13 protein-coding genes are annotated in these 19,398 nt (G+C 39.7%); 4 read left to right on the top strand and 9 right to left on the bottom strand.

From position 1 onward, the window contains the following. Positions 1-3 precede the first annotated feature (3 nt). The gene (locus R2R28_RS02695) at positions 4-1,218 is read left to right on the top strand and encodes a DUF5000 domain-containing lipoprotein (RefSeq protein ID WP_316824168.1); all 1,215 of its coding nucleotides are present in this window, start codon (positions 4-6) and stop codon (positions 1,216-1,218) included. Positions 1,219-1,484: 266 nt separating this feature from the next. On the opposite strand, the gene lepB is transcribed toward R2R28_RS02695, so the two are convergent. The 8 genes from lepB to R2R28_RS02655 all read right to left on the bottom strand — a co-directional run bounded on the left by lepB (position 1,485) and on the right by R2R28_RS02655 (position 11,391). After that, positions 1,485-2,483, bottom strand: a complete 999-nt coding sequence (gene lepB / locus R2R28_RS02690) for a signal peptidase I (RefSeq protein ID WP_316824179.1) — start codon at positions 2,481-2,483, stop codon at positions 1,485-1,487. A 169-nt stretch (positions 2,484-2,652) separates the two neighbouring features. Next, positions 2,653-4,542 (bottom strand): O-antigen ligase family protein, encoded by a 1,890-nt coding sequence (locus R2R28_RS02685; RefSeq protein ID WP_316824167.1) that lies wholly within the window; start codon positions 4,540-4,542, stop codon positions 2,653-2,655. Next, positions 4,532-5,110, bottom strand: coding sequence for a hypothetical protein (locus R2R28_RS02680; protein ID WP_316824166.1), 579 nt, complete (start codon positions 5,108-5,110; stop codon positions 4,532-4,534). The genes R2R28_RS02685 and R2R28_RS02680 overlap by 11 nt, the downstream gene beginning before the upstream one ends. Before the next feature lie 60 nt (positions 5,111-5,170). After that, a complete protein-coding gene (locus R2R28_RS02675) occupies positions 5,171-8,005 on the bottom strand; it encodes an outer membrane beta-barrel protein (RefSeq protein WP_316824165.1) in 2,835 nt (944 codons plus the stop codon). Next, a complete protein-coding gene (locus tag R2R28_RS02670; RefSeq protein ID WP_316824164.1) occupies positions 8,005-9,255 on the bottom strand; it encodes a 6-bladed beta-propeller in 1,251 nt (416 codons plus the stop codon). Before R2R28_RS02670 ends, R2R28_RS02675 begins: the two co-directional genes overlap by 1 nt. 113 nt (positions 9,256-9,368) lie before the next feature. After that, complete coding sequence (locus R2R28_RS02665; RefSeq protein WP_316824163.1) at positions 9,369-10,505, bottom strand: 6-bladed beta-propeller; 1,137 nt, start codon at positions 10,503-10,505, stop codon at positions 9,369-9,371. A gap of 221 nt (positions 10,506-10,726) precedes the next feature. Further along, positions 10,727-11,050, bottom strand: a complete 324-nt coding sequence (locus R2R28_RS02660; RefSeq protein ID WP_316824162.1) for a hypothetical protein — start codon at positions 11,048-11,050, stop codon at positions 10,727-10,729. Positions 11,051-11,070: 20 nt separating this feature from the next. Next, positions 11,071-11,391 carry a hypothetical protein gene (locus R2R28_RS02655; protein ID WP_316824161.1) on the bottom strand — a complete coding sequence of 107 codons (321 nt, stop codon included), beginning with the start codon at positions 11,389-11,391 and terminating at the stop codon, positions 11,071-11,073. Positions 11,392-12,461: 1,070 nt separating this feature from the next. On the opposite strand from R2R28_RS02655, the gene R2R28_RS02650 reads away from it, so the two are divergent. From R2R28_RS02650 to R2R28_RS02640, 3 genes are read left to right on the top strand one after another with little or no spacing between them, the layout of a single operon-like run. After that, positions 12,462-12,827, top strand: coding sequence for a BlaI/MecI/CopY family transcriptional regulator (locus tag R2R28_RS02650; protein WP_316824160.1), 366 nt, complete (start codon positions 12,462-12,464; stop codon positions 12,825-12,827). Positions 12,828-12,831: 4 nt separating this feature from the next. Continuing rightward, entirely contained in the window at positions 12,832-14,349 is a 1,518-nt protein-coding gene (locus R2R28_RS02645; RefSeq protein ID WP_316824159.1) for a M56 family metallopeptidase, read from the top strand. A gap of 5 nt (positions 14,350-14,354) precedes the next feature. Further along, a complete protein-coding gene (locus tag R2R28_RS02640; RefSeq protein ID WP_316824158.1) occupies positions 14,355-15,938 on the top strand; it encodes a hypothetical protein in 1,584 nt (527 codons plus the stop codon). Between the two features lie 173 nt (positions 15,939-16,111). Here the strand turns inward: R2R28_RS02640 and R2R28_RS02635 are convergent, their stop codons facing one another. Further along, entirely contained in the window at positions 16,112-19,390 is a 3,279-nt protein-coding gene (locus tag R2R28_RS02635) for a TonB-dependent receptor (protein ID WP_316824157.1), read from the bottom strand. Between the last annotated feature and the right edge of the window lie 8 nt (positions 19,391-19,398).

The raw sequence follows: 19,398 nt of genomic DNA, 5'->3' as shown, positions 1-19,398 counted from the left end.
AATATGAAAAAAGCGCACTCAGTTATGATAAAAACATGGCTTGGTTTAACTGCCCATGCCCTATTGTTTTCAACTTTTTCCTGTAAATACATGGATGGCCACAAAGCTAATCCGATAAGGGAAGTTAGTGTAATCAATACCTTCGGATCGGCCAAAATAACCTTCAAAGTAGCCAGACAATCTGATTTCTCCTACATAATGGCCAGTTATCCTATAAACAAAGAAAAAATACGCCAGGTTAGGTCAGACCTGAAGGGCACTCTGACCGTTGACGGTTTCAGCAGTTCCGCTGAATATACCGTAATCCTTCAGGCAGTCGGTCGGGAGGGTAATATATCAGATCCGGTAAAGGTGAAGGTACATCCACTTATGCCCTATCATCAATCTGTATGTTCAGCGCTGAGATTGAGGCCAGCATATGGGGGGATCAGTGTATCCGGTGAGAATAAAGCCAATTCGTTATTATCGCTTCATTTATTATCATATAACGACACCTTGGAGCGGTATGTCGAAAAAGATGTTTCCATACTTGCCATAGGCAAATTGGATCTTTATTATGGAAATATGGGCCGGCAAACGCAGAGAATAGCCGTATACATCTCTGATAAATTCGGTAATGCCTCAGATACGGTATACAAAGTGATGAAGCCGTTAAGGGAGGATAAACTGGACAATACCAGGTTCTATAACTATCCACTGCAAAATGATGGACGGATCGGGTTCGACTGGTATTTCAGATACCTATTCGATGGAAATCTGGGCGAACCGGGCTGGCATACCGAGAGCATGCACATGGGGGGGCTTATGATGGGCACGGTAGGGCTTGGCACTCCTTCCATGATCAGCCGTTTGGTATTATACAACAGGCTTCCAGGCATTTACCAGGACCAGAATCCAAAGAAATTTACCGTATGGGCGTCCACAAAAAAAGAACCCAAGGATTTTCGGGATTGGCCAATATCAACTACCCCCGAGGGTACTGTACTTGGAGATTGGATAAATCTGGGGAATTTTGTGCTTCCCATGCCCCAATCAGGGCTTCCTCCCACCCAGGCCAATAATGATGACCGCGCGGCCGGTGCCGGCGGCTTTAGTTTTAAGCTTAAAACAGAACTGAATGGTGCCAGGTATATGCGTTTCCAATGTACGCAAACCTGGGGAGGGCTTGATTATGTTAATGCCAATGAGATCACGTTATTTGGCAGAGGAACAAATTGAGCAATGGGGTAAACTAAACCTATTAAATATAGGAACGGTTTCTGATCTATCGGGCCATTGTAAAGTCTTGTTCTGCCAAAGGGCAGTTGATATGGCAGGACAATAACCTTTAACTGCATCTCCCCCTATCTATCCACATTTCAATCTTTACCTGTAATAAAATATCCCGGTGGACAAGGCTTACCACTGGGACAATCGAAATTGAAAAATTCCCCGGAAATCCCCGTTTAGTAGCAACCCCATATCTTTTTAACGTGCCAACTGAATCAGAATCTAAAGGAAAATACGACTTTCCCCTCTATCTGTTCTTCGGAGATGAACCCCCAGTATCTCGAATCATAGGAGCGGTGCCTGTTATCCCCCATAAAAAAATAATAATCACGGTTGAACCTGTAATCTTCCAATTTTTGGCCATGCAGGTATAGTTTCCTTCCAATTAGTTTGACATCTTTTGTTTCGGATAAGATCGCCTGATAGTAGAGGTAAATGTTGCTGCCGGTCAGTTTGATATATAGATTTTTCGCTGGTACAGTAAGAGGTCCAAAACTGTCACCGGTCCATTTGGAAAGCGATTCTTCCCTTAACTGTTTAGGCATATCACAGAAAAAACGCCAGCCGATAGGAACATATGCGATTTTACCGCCTGCGGCCATACTATGAAACTTTTGTTTTTGATCCCGGGTCAGGTAGGCACTTATACTGGAATCTTCATTCACCTCATAAAAGATATCATTTTTTAGGGCATATTTTATGAACTCTTCCCTCTGCCCGATAGTAAATCTATATCTGTTCTTCACTGTTGGATTTTGGTGCAGTTCTTTTCCGTCAACGCTGATGCTATCACCGGCAAGGATAATTTTATCCCCTGGCAGCCCGATGCATCTTTTAACAAAAAATGAGCTTGTGTCCTTTGTTTTTTTAAAAACGATGATGTCCCCACGCTTAACGCGTGCTGTACCTGAAAGCCTTAGATAAGGCCAATCGCGCGACTTTATGGAAAGATTGTTCAGCCAGGGGATATCGGCTATGCCCCTGGGAAATTTTGGGCCATACACCAATTTGTTTACGACCAGTTTATCATCCGGAAAGATGGCGTTTTCCATCGATTCGCTGGGAACTTTATAAAAATCAAGGATAAACAGCCGAAAGATGATTACATAAATCAATCCCAAAACTGCAGTAACTATAAATCCTGTCCAGTCGCCCAGTTTAAATGAAACAACCGTATATACTGTCAGTATCAACAACAACAACAGGCAGGCCATCCAGAATAGGTTTAGAATTGCCAGGCCCAATGAGGCTATTGCAAATAGCAGAAGAATAATTAACCTGTGTTTTTTTTGCGAAAAAAGTTTTATACCCATCGGATAGAAGAAACTATAATTATGATATTTGATTTCCAGAAGTATGTACTGTAAATTCCAGCCCGCTGTATTATTTATTTATGATCGATAAAATTTTGGTTGTGTCAAAATTCCGGCCGGCTACAACCTGTGCCATCTTTGTTTTTATTTCCCTGGTTGCCGGGGAATTGATTTTGACGGCCATCTTCAAAATGTTATTGGCAGATTTTACAGCACTTTCCTTATTATTCAGTTCCAGGAGGGAAATTACCTGGAGATATCTGGGATAAAGTCTTGAAGGGATCATATCGGAGGCCTTCATATATGATGCCAGGGCGAGGTCAGGACGTTTCAACTTTCTGAAACAGTTTCCACGGGCTATCTGTAGCGGATAATTATCAAAATAGTATTGTGCAGAATCAAGCAATTTCAGGGCCGGTAACGGTTCATTTGCCTTTAACAACAAATTACCATACTGCATAAGGAAAAGTCCATCTGTTTTCAGGAAAGGGTGGGCCGAAACAAAAAATGGAACGGCGTCCACGAATTGCCCGCTATCAGATATCTGGGATCCCGTTCCCCAATTCCGATAACTGCGTACCATCTTATTTAAGTATAGTGCAAATAGCACAGAAAAGACCAGGTATATAGGAATAAAAGAATATTTAAGAAGATTGAATCTGGCTTTTCCTATTCCAAAAGAAAAAATTTTAGTGTCTGAAGAAGCTAAAAAAGCCAGGGAGCATACTACATTTAATTTAATGGGAAGGATCTGCTCTGAATAGGAAAATAACGCAAAAACGATCTGCGCCGATAGCACTGCTTTTGTTATTATTACCAATGCATTCTTTTTCCTTATAAACATGATGCGGACCATGATTACCAGAATTGCAACAGCCCCAATAATCCCATTTTCAGATAAGTAGACCATAAGGATATTAAATGGGTACTTGATTTCTCCGGCAATATCTCTGTATGGGCTGGATGGGTGCCCACGGAAATATTCAGACTGATAAGCCATATACTTAGAACTGAAGTTATCAAATCCGCTACCGAAAATGGGATTATCGGACACCATTCTGCCAGTTATCTCCCATACCAGCAATCTTCCATCACTTGAATCACGGTTTATATAATACAGTAAAAAAGTAACCGACAGCATTACAAGTCCCAGTAATATAAAAATATAGATCTTCCTTATGGAGAATTTTCCCGAGAGATGAAAATATGGCAAACGGTGGAAAAACAGTGAGCAGAATATCACAAGCCCCAACCAGGAGGCCCTTGATTTGCAAGCGGAAAGCACTAAAAAAAAGCATACCATGCAACAGATAAGAAAGCCTGGAAATATTCTATCGACTATTCCCCTGGAAAGCCCAAAAGATCTCAAACCGGGCCTGAATGCTAAATCATCCCTGGATAAATATAGTCCAATGGTAACACAAAACCCATATAATACATACCCAGACAGTGGCCCCGGATTAAAAAACGTTCCTGTTATCGGGAAATTCCCACTTAAACTGGGATAAAACCCGTACAGTTGCAAAAGTCCATAGAAAGCCTGGATGAGGCAGCCAACAACGCATGCGTATAAGAAATAAATATACAGCTTGGGATTAAACCTTAAAAATAAATAAAGTAGCGACAATCCTATTAACTCGATCAGCCTAGGGGAAAATCCCGAAACCGTGTGGGCAGAATATCTTCCCAGGCCTATCAACAATATCAGGATAACCAGGATAACATCCGTCAGGGTAAAGGAAAGAACAGCTTTCTCTCTTGGCAATGGGCTGAACAGGCAAAATCCCACTACTATAATCACGCCATAAGAAAAAAATGCTATCTGTCCGGCCCTAACCTGATAAAGATCGGGAACCGTTATAGAGGCAGTAAGTGATAAAAGAATGCTTATACCAATGCAGATGCAGAATTTGACCAACCTAGAGCGCACATTTTCTGTTATGGGTACATTAAAAAACATCAACTATCCCTTTCAGATAATTCCTGGTCTGGGCCGGATATTCCAATGGCCTTGTTAAAAATATAAACCCTGATGAATTATCCCTCCCCGAAAATACAGAGTAATATGAAATCCCCTCTTTATCGATGGCAGAAACCTGGGACGGACAATAGAAAAAATTCGAGATTTTTTCCTGATATAGCCTTTTATATTTTAAATATTCTGTCATATTCGGTTCATCGACCAGTACTACAAGGTTCTCTTTCCCTACTCCTTTGGCGATATAGCTTAAATTACTAAATATCGAATCGATACATTCATGACAGTCATTCCGCAAAAACCTGAACACAAGCAATTTTTCTTTCTTTAGCTTATTCAGGCTATCGACTATATCGGGTGAAAATTGTACACGGTCAAAAATATGTTTCTTATCCGAGTTGGTATCAATACTGCGGCTAAGCTCATTGATCATAATATTTTCTTTATTTCTTAACCAGGTCTGATATATACACAGGGATAAAAGTGCTATAAAGCAAAAGGTTACAAAAAAATTTTTCTTTAAAAAAAGTAGTTGCTGATTTAGTTTCATATTAAATATTGTTTAGTTCTTTACTTAAAATCACCAAAAGATCAAATTCCGCGAACCATCTTATTTTTTACGGTTTTTCTTCCCAAACTGCCTTGGATAATAAGATACCGTTGCCATAAAATAATGTTGCAGGACATTTTGGCTCCCGATCGTAAAACTGTTCAAAGCACCGTAGTTGATTACACTCCTGTTCTGCCGTAGCAGGTCAAGTGCGGAAAATTTGGTTTCCAGATTATTCCCCTTTAACAACCGGTAGGTTAGTGCGGCGTTCCAGATGGCAAATTTGATCGCATCACTGCCTGTGGCAGTACTATTGTTAAATGTTATGTTACTGTTTAATATCAGTTTTTTTGTTACGCTATAACCCGAGCTTAAAGTTGTAGAAACATTTGTTCCGCTGTATGAGGCCATAAATGTTTCCTGTGAGGATTTATAAGTGGAATAGGACTGTACTCCTTCAAGGGCAAAACAATCCTTGTAGGTGAAATTAAATTTGATGCTTGTATTCGTATTCAGACCCTTTGCATATGCATAAATCCCGTTTACATAGCCAGGATTTCTGGATATGTTCAAAGTGTTGTTCAGGCTGATCTGAAGTTCTGATGTCTTTAACTTAAGGGCTTTTCGGATACTTCCACTAAAATTTAAATATTTGCCGGTACCCGCATTTACCAGATAGCTCACTCTCCTGTTATCATCAGCAATCAGCAGACTATCGGCGAATACCCCTTCTGTTATACCGCCCGCAAGTTCGATTTGGTAATTCAAGGTGTTTTTTGTTTGCTGGGCCTCATGGGAAAAACCAAATGATAGTGCCCTGGTTACCGATTCCCTTAGGCCAAGATTCCCTTTTTGTATATTATAAATATTTGCACTATCTATCAAAGGAGCTAATTCCTGTAAGCTCGGGATGCGGATGGAGGTATTAAAACCCAATGAATAGCTCTCATTGAAATCGCCATACTTCTCATGGGCAAACCGGATATTTCCATTGGGGGCAAATTGGCTATATTTGCGCCTGATATTTTGGAAGGATTTATCGGAACGGTTATCCTGATAGATGAGTTTCTGCTGCAATGTGCCGCTGATAACCAAACTTTTGGAGAACCTATTCGACAATACGGAGGATATTGACCTGCTTAAGGTAAAATTGGGGGTTTCTTCTATGGTATAAGCCTGTGTCTGGTTACTTAGATAGGCATTATTCTGATAGTCGGTGATAGAATCATTGGAATCCCCTACGACATTGGTATTTTTTCTGTTATTGATGCTGATCGTGTTACCCACAGAAAAATCCAGCCCCAGAAAATCTGTTTTTCCGAATAGCAGTTCTTTAAGGTTGTTAAATTCAAAATTCAACTGCGGATTTACACTGTTATAGCCGGTCTGATATTTCCGGTTAAACCTTTTATTTGAATTTGGACTGGAAAACGATATAAAATCAGTTTTATTAACCCTGTTTGACCGGTCATTATCCAAGTTCAAGGAAAAATTCACACTCAAACCTTTAAACCGGTGAAAGAATTTGGTAAAATTTTCGCTTAGGACATACCTGATGTCTAAACTGTAATTACTGCTTTTGCCATTCGCCGAATCACTTCCAATACTCGAACTAACACGTTGGTTTTCAGAATTGAACGACCCGACAACTGACTCATTTACGCTTTGATAGCTATTATCTTTAAAGGACTGGTTGATGGTCAAAGCATGGATGGTTCTCACCCATTCATATTTTGAGTCGAAATTCTTATTTGAACTGTATGAGTTACGTGCATTGAGATGTTCCTCAAGAATTTTTCCATTCAATTGCGTGGTTGTTGTAGTCTCAGATGAAGATGAATTGTCGTTATCCCTTGTTTGGGCAAAGTAATTCAGGCTTAAAATATTATTGGCACCATATATTGGCCTATCCAAAAAATTGTATGTCATGTTTGCGCCAAGTGCCCTGGGCCGGGTTATGCCGGGAATCATGAAATCCGGACGGTATTCTAATCCGGTACCTGCACCTTTGAAGGTACTATTGGCCAATAGGCTACGCACATCGTAGGCTATTTTATTGATGTTGTTATCTGCACCTACTATGGAAATCTGCACCTTTGAATTAAATGCATTAAGATTGGCGTCGGATTCATATCGCTTATTGCTTCCATACCCTGCTCCGATTTTGCCAAAATATCCAAAGTCCCTGCCCTTTTTTAGCTTGACATTCATTTCAACAGCAGAATCCAGGGGATTAATATTGCCGGCTTTCTTATATACCTGAATTTTTTCGACAGCATTTTTCGCGAGGTTCTGAGTAGCAATCTTATAATCACCGCCGAAAAACTCTTTACCGTTGACCAGTAAACTCCTGACTTCCCTTCCATTAACAGTTATTTTACCATCTCCCCAAAGTACAATGTTGGGTATCTTTCTAAGCAGATCTTCTACCACTGCATTACTATCTAACTTAAATGCCGCCGCATTAAACTCCAGGGTATCGCCGTTCATGCTTATTGGCGGTACAGAAACGACCACCTCCTTTAGTGAAATAGTTTTTTGATTCAAGATAATGGTTTTCAGGTCAATGGACCCCGAGACAGGTATGGTAAAGGTTCTGTATTCCGATTGGTAACCAACATTGCTTATCAGCAGCTTTAATGGTCTATCAACAGGGAGATTTTTAAAGTTGAACTCACCGTATGTGTTGGTTATCTGGTAACCAATTAGTGAACTGTCCTGTTTTAGGGCATTATAAACAGATACTGTCGCAGATTTTAGGACATACCTAAACGTAGTATCCCTCACAATACCTTTGGCAGCTCCTGTATTTACCATATTTTTTTGTTGGGCAGCTACGATTACGGAAATACCTGCCAGTATCACGGATAGGATAAACGAACGGTAAAACTGCATTATCGTTTCGGTTTTGGCTTGAGCCTAACAATAACAGGATTGCTACTTTTATTTTGTGTCCTGAAATACTCGGTCAATACAGGATTGTATTTGATTTTTTTTTCTGCGTTCTGCTCATTAAGGGCAAACATGGCCAATGAAGAGTAACTATTGTACAGCAAACCATCCTGATAGAGATGGAAACCTCTATTCTTATACTCATCCAACACACCCAGATCAGTTACCGGCAGAAAAGAGGAAAGAGCGTCGGGCTCAAGGTCCCCAATGGACATTAACTGATTATCCTTTAAATTATAAATAAAGGCTTTCCGGTCGAATCCAAAACTGCTGAAATTAAAGAATAAATTATCCCCACATGTATAAGTATTGAAAATCCCATAAAATTTATCGCGGTTTTTCATAAGATACTCCATCCTTTTACCCTTATAGCTGGAGTTTTCGATAAATCCGTCCGGTAGGGAATACTTCTCAGGCAGTATAAATCTGTATGCTAGTTCCGCTTTTTTCTCCCCTATCCTATAAATGTTGTTTTCAAAGTACCTGGTATAGAATACTTCGCTGCTACTGCCATAATCAAAGAAAACCTTTCCACTGTTTATCAGGTCATCATTTATGATTTTATTCAATGCAAATGGGAAAAAAGCAGTCAAAAACCTGTTCTCGCTGTTATACAGCACGAGTTCATAGTAAGAACTGTCCATATTCGATTTTATCAGCTCGTTTGATCTGACCACTATTCCGCTTCCGGGAAACCTATAAACGATATCCCACTCTTTTTTATTGGCAGGTTCTTTTTTGACCAGGCTTCCATCCAGATCGAAAAATACGGAGGATTTACCTGCCTGTATAGTTATAAGAGATTTGCTTCCTACCTTCCTGATCTGGAAACCATAAAACATCTGGTCCTCCTGTTTGCCAATGGTATTGATTTTACCTTGATTTATTTTGGCAATGAACTTTCCGTTCCTATCAAAAATAAAAATGTTCTTGGTATCTTCATCAAAGATCACAAATCTGTTTTCTGCGATTTCCAGTTGCTTGATTTTTCCAAAAACGCTCTCTTTTTTACTTTCTAAGGGAATAAATTCTACTTCATCAAAAATGTCTGAAATCGATGTTCCCCTTGCATCACCCGGATCAATCCTCAAAGTAATTACTTGTGAGCTATCTATTTTAACTTTCTGGGCCAAAGTCGACGACGAAAATAAAACCCCGAAAATGAGTGCGGCTTTTTTAATTTTGGTTAACATAGATTAGATGAATTGGAATAGATCATTAAATTACACCTTTTATATACATTATTAGAATAATATTGTCCATATATCCGGACAATGTCCATTTTTAAACTATCCCAATACATGTGCTATTTTAATTTATATACAATTAAGACCGGATTACTATTATTATTGAGTGTTGAATCTATTGCCTTAATGTAGGGAGGCACTTTAGCCCAGTCTTTAGGGCTGGATTTATAGACATTCATTTGGGATTTGAAGAAAATTGCCTGTCTGGTTGAAAGGATATAATCATCATTTCCATCATGGCCGAAAAGGTTTTCGAAATGGATCAGGTCATGCTTATTTTCGATAAAGCTGAAGGACTCGGCTTTACCATCCTTTTTGGAATACACGACAATGCTGTTTTTTCCGTAACTGAAAACCAGGAAGTTTTTGGTTTCCCTGAAATTACTGATAAAAAAGCCGTATTCATTTTTCATTGCTTCATTGTAAATATCTGAAGCAGGAAGATTTTTATCGAGTAATGAATCCGGCATATTTTTTTTTCCAAAATTGATCCTATAGGCAGGAATAATCTTGTCATCCGAATATTTGTAAATTACGGGGCTATATGGAACGGTAACATATGTACCCAGGCTATTAAGTACATTTGGAAAGACAGTCGAAAAAAAATTAAATTTTTCGGAAATGGCGTCCTTATGAATAAATTCATTTTTATCCCCACTATTCAGATCAAGCACATTAGCGGTATAACTGCCTGTAGGGTTAATTGTCAGCAATTTGCCTTTTGCAGGAATATCAATATTTTTATAATACCCCTCAAGTGGCGTTTCTGAGAGAAATTTGCCTTCCATATTATAATAAATTAGCTTGTATGGGCGATGAGTGTGTACAAGTATACGTTTTGAAGCTTTATCAATTGCAAAATCCATGATTCCGATATATTTTCCTTTATCAACACCAATGTCATGGATCTTGGTTATAAATTTGCCATTCCAATTAAATATAAATACACTATTTGTTGCCCGGTCAAGAATGTAAATACGGTTATCAAAAATTGATATCCGGTTGATGTTACCGATTAGGGATGCAGCGCTGGTCTCTAAAGAAATGACTTTTGAAGAGTCGAAATATTTATCGAAATTTCCTATCGCATTTTCTGGTGCAACATCAACCTTGATTTCTTTCCCCATATCTTCATGGTTGCCACCTTTACAGGAAATAAGGAAAAGGCATGCAACAATAATAATTATTCTCTTCATCTATTGTAATTTATTTTGGGATAGTCTGTTAGTGTTATCGTGTTTAATATTCTTACTTAAAATCAACTATGGCCATATTTCTATGTTTCACCGAAAAAAGGAATATCATCGGTAGGCCTTATGAATAGTTGAACAGGCAATGATTATTCATTGCCTGTTCTTTTTCTTTGGAAAAATATTATCTGAAAAATTATTATTTGTGTCAGGAATATTTATTTCAATTAACTACACACAATCTTTTGATTACTAATAGTATGACTAGGCGTACAAGAAACACTACCAGTTCCTATACAGTTTACAGTAACAAAATCACTCGAATTCTTACACACCTTTCCGTCAACAATCATAGAAGTAACAGTAGATCCAGTTTCTTCATTTTTTACAGCAACTTTTCTTGGACCACTAGTGTCCTCGAAATTTGCTGATGCAGAGTTTTCTACAAGCGAAAGATTTATTCCGAAATGGGCACTTTTGTCAATCTGGATATTATAAAAACCTAAGGCCGCAATCATGGCGATAAAGGCAAATTTAGTTATTGTTTTCATGTATTTTTTCAATTTATCAGTTAACAGGTCGAATGCTCGTTGCTTTTTACAACAGATGGGGTACATCTCTGACTGCCCTCTCCAAGACAGCTTACAATAACCTGATCATAAGTTACCACGCATGTCCCACCTCCAGGCTTTGTTATTGTGTTTTTAACATGGGAGGTAATTTCATCTTTAAGAAAATAGCCTTTACTTTCTTCGGCCTCAAAATTGGCAGATGCGGAGTTTTCTACAAAAGATAGGCTCGCTTCAGATTTTGTAGCCTTATCAATCTTCAGATTGAAAAAACCAAGAGCTGCTATCAATACGAACAGCGCCGTTTTAATCGTTGTTTTCATGTTTTTTTTGATTAAGATTTTTATAAAGATATATAATGTTACCTGTCTTGAAATAACGTTTACGACTGTATTATGATTACACCATGTTTATCTATGAAAAGGCTATATTCTGTACTGAATACAAGCATCTCTAATATTAAACATTTAGTTGATCCCTCCAACTCACGTTCTATGCGCGAAACAATATCAATAGTATAGAGCTAGAATATTTTCGCAAAAACTACTCTCCTCCCATTTTTTCCAGGGTTTGATATTGGCCCGATATATTTAAGATTAGGATAGAAAAACCAATCCAATTAACCCCTTTCCGTCAAAACACTAACGTAAAGACAAACAATAATTTACAGTGAATATATTTCTGGCGAGACGGGGTCAATCTATTCTGGTTTATCCACCAGAGCATAGTACACCGACATTTCGCTCTTACCCAGCTCTTTCAGTTGAGGGAATATTAATTAAGAAGTTTGTAATTTGAATAAATTGTTGCATACAAAACAATCATATTTTTGTATCTTTATGATAAAGAATTTGCACTAAAAAAATAGAGGTGAGTTTTTGGCTGAAAGGAACCAAAAATGATTTTAATTATCTGATAAACAAGCGATTAAAGGAAAGGTTCGACTCCCTTCGGCTCCACAAATCTTTAAAAGAATCCGCGAAATTTCAATAATCTCGCGGATTTTCTTTTTTCCATACAATCCATCATGATATAAGCATTACATGTCATTATCTAACGGGCCAACTACGGTTTGTTCTTCTGGTTGTATATGGTTATAAACCCTTCCCTTATCGGTATCCTTCAAATGGGTTACTTTATTATTTATATCGTAGAGCTAATATGCCTACGTTAATGCTAAAGCAGGCACGCTGTGTGAGGATAAATCTGTTTAAAACTTATAGATTAACAACGATCATAAATATTTTTTCAAAAAAAATAATGACTAATAATTAATTAAATAACTAATAATAAGTAAATTAAAATTTAAACTACAAAAAATAGTTTATAAACTAAAAAATATAGTTGCAAAACTAGATCATATAGTTATATTTACAAAAAATAAATTTGTACCATGAATAAATTAACAGCGAAAGAAGAAGAGGTAATGGGATATTTCTGGGCGCATGGCCCTTTGTTTGTTAAACAGTTACAAGAGTTATACGACGAACCAAAACCTCATTTCAATACCTTATCCACTATGGCCCGTTCTTTACAGGACAAAGGTTTTCTCGGTTTTACTGCCTTTGGTTCAAGCCATCAGTACCATCCGGCGATCTCTCTGGAAGGATATAACCGCGGCACGCTCCAAAGCGTAGTCAGCAAATACTTTAACAGTTCTTATAAAAGGGTGGTATCGGCATTAATCGAAGAGGAGAATATCAGTATTGCAGAATTGAAAAAACTAATTGAAGAGGTAGAAAAAAACCAAAAAAAATAACGTTATGGGCCTGTTCTTCATCCACATCATTAAGTCGTCTTTTTGCCTGATCGCATTTTACCTGGCTTATAAAATGTTCCTCAGCAAGGAGACCTTTCACCGTGCAAACCGCTTTATCCTGTTAAGCATCATTGTAGCTTCCATGATTATCCCCGCAATGCAGCTTACCATATCTGCCCCTAGCGTGGCAGCTTTGCCGGTTCGCGTACATAATTTTGAGCAGTTATTGTTTAAACAGCCAACGCAATCGGGCGGATTTACCACCGGGCTTGCCGAAATCATTTACCCACTACTGTTTTGCATTTATTTTATCGGCTTTTTTGTTCAGTTGATTATCAGCGGCATTAATTTTATTCGAATATATAAACTGGCAAACAGTGCTAAACAAATGCCTTTTGGTAAATATATCATTGCCGTTACTACGCAGCAACACCCTGCTTTTAGCTGGGGTAAGTATATTGTGCTGTCAGAAAAAGAATATGCCGGTAACCCGGAAATCATTATACAGCACGAACTCATCCATCTTGAAAGGCGTCATTCGTTAGATCTTTTACTCACCGAAATAACCATCATTTTGTTCTGGTTCAATCCGGCGGTACGGCTATTAACCCAGGAGTTAAAAGACACACACGAATTCGAAGTCGACAGTGCACTGATCAGTCAGGGAGTTGATGCCAAAGCATACCAGTTACTGCTCATCAGAAAGGCGGCTGGCGAAAAAATATATTCCATTGCCAACACCTTTAACCAGAGCAAACTTGCTGTACGGATTAAAATGATGCTTAGGCAACGTTCTGCCCCATGGGCAAGCCTGAAATACCTTTGCATTGTGGTACTCAGCACGTTCTCGATAATTGCCTTTGCAAAACCGGGAATAGCTGAAAACATTCAGGCCATGTCTACAGAGAAGCTGGGCAGCTTTATAAAAAAACAGGTAAACAAAATATCCGGTCCGGTTAAGGAGGATCTGCCTGTAAAAAAAGAGAAACAACCTGATAAAGCGGTTTCGGCACCTTTAACCTTATCAGATCATGCTCCGGGCAGTTCTGTTGCGCGGGCAGACCAACAGGAAATAATTACCGGAAAAGAAGGTACGCCCATATGCATTGTTGATGGAAAACCCATCACTTATGCCGATTTTAAACTCATTAACCCTGATGATATCAAAACAGTAACGGTATTAAAGGAAAAAGAGGCTACGGAAGCCTACGGCGAAAAAGGAAAAAGTGGTGCCATTATTATCTCACTATTTAAAGAACGCCAGCCAACGGTAAACAACAATGCAGCATCACTACTGAAATTTATGCTATCAGCGGTCAACAAACCAAAATGCGTATTTTTCCTGAACGGCACCAAACTCAGTGATGAACAACAGGTAGCGATTAACAGGGCGCTTCCATCAATGGCCAATATCAACAATTTAATAGAAAGCATCGTTACCATTACAGGCAAAGAAGCCCTGGATAAATATGGAGACGAGGGCATTAACGGAGTCTTAGAAATCCATCTAAAAAGCAGATAAATCTCATGAAAAAAATTATGTTATGCATAGCGTGCTTTACGCTTGCCCTGGCTTGCTATGGCCAAAAAAACAGCATCATAGAACTAAATGGCAGCTGGAGTTTTAAAAAAGGTGACAACCCTAAATGGGCAAAGCCTAAAGTAAACACTGCAAGCTGGGACAATAGAATACTACCGGTTTGGGATTGGGACATCAACTACCTGGGATATGGCTGGTACCGAAAAGAGGTTACGTTAACGGCACAGGAAACTTATTTTTTTAACCTCGGACAAGCAGATGATGATTGCGAAGTTTATTTTAACGGCGAACCGCTTAAACTGTACATCAGCAAACGCCCCGGCAATGATAATGCCGATACGAGTAAGTGGAACCAGTGGAAGAAATACCGTTCTTACTACATTCCTGCAAAACTGGTAAAATCCAATGAAAAGAATACCATAGCCATAAGGGTATGGAACACACTTGGAGCACAGGGCGGTATCCGATATGGCAATATATTTATCGGAAACACTGTTTTTTACAACCAGTTACCAGTAGAAATGCAGGGCAACTGGCTAAAAACCGATGGCAGCAATGAATGGCTGATTGGTATTTATAACAGCAAGATTGCTTATAAGGGTAAAGTATGGGATTACAGTAATATTAAAAAAGAAAACGACGGTTTCGCTATCAGCATCATTAATGGAGGAAAAACCGAAACCATTTTTGCAAAAATGGATGCCGCTACCGGCAACTGCCTTATAGGTACCAATGATAAAAGCCTGGAACTTTGCAGTCTTGGTGAAACCAATAAGCCATTATCAGATACCGGGAAACTGCAGAATTATACACAGGCCGACACCACATCGGGCAAAGCGTACTTTAGTGGTTATATTAAAGACTTTGTGCCTGCCAAAGGAATTGATGCCGTTATAGAATTAAGAGCATTAAATAGCGGCCAGTCGTTTGAAAAACGGATGCCGGTTAACGCCGATGGCACTTTCAGTATGGATATTCCACTTAATGGCGCCCATCAGCTTTTACTTCGCCTGCCCAACATATCCGAAACCATCCCGGCTTACGTTGCACCGGGTAAAAAAACCTTTGTGGGTATTGATCCGGAGGAATTTAAAATCAGGGTGACCAATGAATATTATAACCGCGACCGGCCGACCTTATACATGGGTGATGCAGTTTTACAGAACAAACTTACCTTGCAAACAACCTGGTTAAATAGCCTGGTAGAGGACGATAAAAAAGTATGGGACAGATTTGTTTACACAGGAGGCCAGTACGCAGCAGCGAGTTACGCAGATGAACAGTTGAACGATATCGCAGCTTACATTGGCCAGAATTATAACAAATACGGAGATACTGCGGCATTAAAAAGTGCTAAGTTATGGTCTGCACGTACCCTCATTGCCTCACCTGAGAACGCTATTTTTAACAGCACTTTCAATTTAATATTACAGAACCTGGGCGAACACCTTGAAGGTTTACAATACCGGGTAAAAGCATTGCGGATTGCCGAAAAAACCAAAAATGCCGAACAGGTAAGCGCCTATAAACAGCAGATCAAGAAATATGTATCAGATATGATCAAAAACTAATCTTTTTTTAAGTAAAATTCGAAAAAGGAATAAACTGATGAATACCTCCTATTCCATAAATTACCGCTAAGCTCTCTAATGTCCCGTTCAGCAAAAGTTTATCAATTATGCTGAACAGGACAATTTTATTTTTGTAAATTAAGTACCGGTTCCGCTAAAAACTAAAATGCCACCTAATCAAAGGTATATCTGATGCCGAACTGTATCAAATAGGTCGAATTAATGCTGTAATCGTTCCTGAAGGTTTCGTTAACCAGTTTGCCACCAACAGTAGCCAATTGAAAAGACGGCATCACTGTTCCGTTGGGTTGTACTTTATCCAGATTAACGGGAATCAGTAAAGCGCTGCTGTTAACCAGTTTTTTCAATCCCCAGCTGCTGTTGAGCAGGTTACCTACATTAAATATATCTGCACTAAGCTCCAGGTTGTGTTTTTTATCCTTTCCATTTAATCCAAATGTACTGCTAAACCTCAGGTCAATCTGGTGCCTCCATGGCAAAAGTGCGCCATTGCGTTCTGCGTATTCGCCCATTTTTGACCTCAGGTATTTATCCTGTTCAATATAACTGAAAAAAGCCCTGTTCTGCTCCTCAGGACTATAGTTGAGGTTTCCGTTAACTGTAGAAACCGTAAGTGTGGAAAAAGTAATTTCAGCTGGGTTTTTCGGAATATAGATGAGCGATCTGTTGGTACCATCCCCAATCAGATCCCGAGAATAGGTATAAGAAAACCGTCCTTCAGAACTTCCCTGATAAACCATGCCGAAATTTAAGGTTATGGCACGGGAAATTTTTAATGGCAGGGTTACTGAAGAAACAATCCGGTTTGGCGCTACATATCCGGCATATCCTAATGCGGGGTTATTAATCCCATTCACCGAAGGCGTGGCATTAAGGGCCGAAAGTGTCTGGTCGCCATCTCCATCGTTGTAATTTTTTGCCCTGCTCCTTACATAAGCTATTGATATATCTAACCCACTTTTAAATTTCCTGTTCAGGCTTCCCATAAAAGAAAGGTAATAACCACCGGAAGAATTGGAAATCGAAACCACATTCATGGCAGAATTCCCCGTTGGATCGCGTTGGCCGGAAGCATTTAACGGATTGATGAACTTATCTTTGTTTGCCCTTGGATAAACAAGCCTGTGATCCGGATACTCGGGAATATTCAACGGAACAGGATTGACAAGGTTGAGGTCGTGGAACAAAATACCGCGGATATCGTTATTGTAAACCAGTTCCATTTTTGCTTGAATGCCGGCAGGAAGTACCACATCTAAACCGATACTCGATTTCCAGCTCTGTGGCATTTTAAAATCATTAGAAAGGATACTGCTTACCGATGGAAGTACATCACTCCCTTTGCGCAGGGCCGGTTGGTGATAATCGGGATCAAAAACAGTTGGCGTATTGGATTGCCCCTGCCAGGTTTGACTGATCTGGCCTACTCCTGAATACCTTGCCTGGCTGATGACCCATACAAAAGGAATCCTCCCTGTGAAAATTCCCGTTCCTGCTTTTAAAACATAGCCATTATCTCCAAAAAGATCATATTTAAATGCTATCCGTGGTGATAGCAATAGTGCCGGCCTGGGTAGTAAAGCAGTATTTACCTGTTGCCCGTTCGAAAATACAAGCTGGGATAAGGCCTTATTATCAGGCAGAGGTTTGGTATAAGCGGAGATATCACCCCTCAAGCCAATGTTAATCACAATATTTGAGCCCAGATTTACGGTGTGCTGCAAAAAAGCAGAGTAATTCAGGTAATCGAAAGTGTAACTGGGTGATGTATCTTTTCCTTCGGTAGTATAGGTAAGGGCATAATCGACAGGTTTTTTGCCGCTTACAAAATCATCCCATGAGGAAAAAGTATAATATCCTGTACCAAATGGCATATAACTATTGCTGGTATTCATGTAATCTGCCTGAAAACCAAAATCCCAGCTATTTTTGCCGGGTTTCCAATGTATAATATCAGTTAATGAAAGTAAGGTTACCGCTCTTTTATTGTTCAGCGAAAAAGGCTCATAACCAAATGAAGTAAAGGGTAAGCCATCTTTCATGATATCAACAAATGGAAAAAGCTGACTTTCGGAAGTCCGGTATTCATTCTGGTGGGTATAAGAAGCCCGCATGGTATTGCTGAGCGTATTGGAAAGCCGTTTGTTCCATTCGGCAGCAAGCGAATAAAAGTTAGAACGGGTATCGAAATTAGCGTTACTAAAGGGTAAGGCATTTAAACTCCGTCTTCCGGCACTCGCTGCAAACGGGGTAAGTGGACTTCGTGAGGCGTTAACCAATTCGGGTTTGTTACTTATCAATTGGTTATAACGGATGCTCAGGGTATTGTTGCGTGCAATATTCCAATCTATACGGGCAAGAAACCTGTTGCCGGCCACCGTAAAATTGTAGCCCTGATATGGCCCTGTAAGGTAACCATAATGGCTGGCCAGATACGAACTGATTGCATCGAGCTCGGTAACCGTAGGCCGTGCAATATTAGGGCTGCTGCCATAATCCTGACTACCGGTAGCCGCACTAAAGGTTTGAGACTGATATACTTCTTTCTCCTGTTCAATACTTAAAAAATAAAAAAGACGGTTTTTAATGATGGCCCCTCCCATCCTTGCCCCCAAAAGGGAATAACTTCCCGGTCTTTTGTCTATAGATTCTCCGCCTACCTTGTACCCATAACTACGGCTGCCACGGAAATAAGAATATACCGCTCCGGCTGTGTTGTTGCTGCCTGAACGGCTTAAAATATTAAGGGCACTTCCGATAAAGCCCGATTCCCAGATGGCATTATAGGGTGCATTATTGATCGAAATCTCAGCAATGGCATCGAGGGAGATAGGCTGGGCACCGTTACCAGGCAGGTTATCGCCGACACCGAAGTTGTTGTTAAATTCTGATCCATCAATTGTAATAAAATTCTGCCGGTAATTGCCTCCTGCTATAGCCGATCCAAAAGCCTGCGGAGTAAGCCTTATAAAATCAGGAAGCCCACGTTTAATGGTAGGTAACAGCATCATTTTACGAGCGCCGATATTAAAAGCTCCGGCACCAATAAAAGATTTATCAAGACTATCTTTTTTCGTAGCACCAACCCTTACATCGGCCAATATCAGGATTTCTTCATTTAGCACCACGTCGATTACCATTGGCTCATCAAGTTTAAAATATAAACCCGGGCGCTGGTACTTTTGCAGTCCAATTCTTTTGATTTCCAGGCGGTATGGTCCTCCTGGCATCACTCCCGGAACCAGATAACCTCCTGCAGCATTGGTTGCACATCCATACACCGTGCCTGTGGTTTCATAGGTAAGGGTAACGGTAACACCTGGAAGTGCAGCACCCTGAGCATCCCTCACCCTACCGGTTAAAACCGTTCTTGTGGTCTGCGCAAAAACAGCCGAAGATAATAAGGAAAAAAAGATGATCAGGGTGCGCATTTGTGATT

The organism is Pedobacter miscanthi, assembly GCF_032678605.1.
GTDB lineage: Bacteria > Bacteroidota > Bacteroidia > Sphingobacteriales > Sphingobacteriaceae > Pedobacter > Pedobacter miscanthi_A.
Note: the sequence above shows the minus strand (reverse complement) of the source record. Positions and strands in the feature narration are given on the sequence as shown.

What these genes read in the sequence shown, in the direction of transcription:
- R2R28_RS02695 (WP_316824168.1), top strand. Translation starts at nt 4, where the DNA reads ATGAAAAAAGCGCACTCAGTTATGATAAAAACATGGCTTGGTTTAACT.
- lepB (WP_316824179.1), bottom strand. Translation starts at nt 2,483, where the DNA reads ATGGCCTGCCTGTTGTTGTTGTTGATACTGACAGTATATACGGTTGTT.
- R2R28_RS02685 (WP_316824167.1), bottom strand. Translation starts at nt 4,542, where the DNA reads ATGTTTTTTAATGTACCCATAACAGAAAATGTGCGCTCTAGGTTGGTC.
- R2R28_RS02680 (WP_316824166.1), bottom strand. Translation starts at nt 5,110, where the DNA reads ATGAAACTAAATCAGCAACTACTTTTTTTAAAGAAAAATTTTTTTGTA.
- R2R28_RS02675 (WP_316824165.1), bottom strand. Translation starts at nt 8,005, where the DNA reads ATGCAGTTTTACCGTTCGTTTATCCTATCCGTGATACTGGCAGGTATT.
- R2R28_RS02670 (WP_316824164.1), bottom strand. Translation starts at nt 9,255, where the DNA reads ATGTTAACCAAAATTAAAAAAGCCGCACTCATTTTCGGGGTTTTATTT.
- R2R28_RS02665 (WP_316824163.1), bottom strand. Translation starts at nt 10,505, where the DNA reads ATGAAGAGAATAATTATTATTGTTGCATGCCTTTTCCTTATTTCCTGT.
- R2R28_RS02660 (WP_316824162.1), bottom strand. Translation starts at nt 11,050, where the DNA reads ATGAAAACAATAACTAAATTTGCCTTTATCGCCATGATTGCGGCCTTA.
- R2R28_RS02655 (WP_316824161.1), bottom strand. Translation starts at nt 11,391, where the DNA reads ATGAAAACAACGATTAAAACGGCGCTGTTCGTATTGATAGCAGCTCTT.
- R2R28_RS02650 (WP_316824160.1), top strand. Translation starts at nt 12,462, where the DNA reads ATGAATAAATTAACAGCGAAAGAAGAAGAGGTAATGGGATATTTCTGG.
- R2R28_RS02645 (WP_316824159.1), top strand. Translation starts at nt 12,832, where the DNA reads ATGGGCCTGTTCTTCATCCACATCATTAAGTCGTCTTTTTGCCTGATC.
- R2R28_RS02640 (WP_316824158.1), top strand. Translation starts at nt 14,355, where the DNA reads ATGAAAAAAATTATGTTATGCATAGCGTGCTTTACGCTTGCCCTGGCT.
- R2R28_RS02635 (WP_316824157.1), bottom strand. Translation starts at nt 19,390, where the DNA reads ATGCGCACCCTGATCATCTTTTTTTCCTTATTATCTTCGGCTGTTTTT.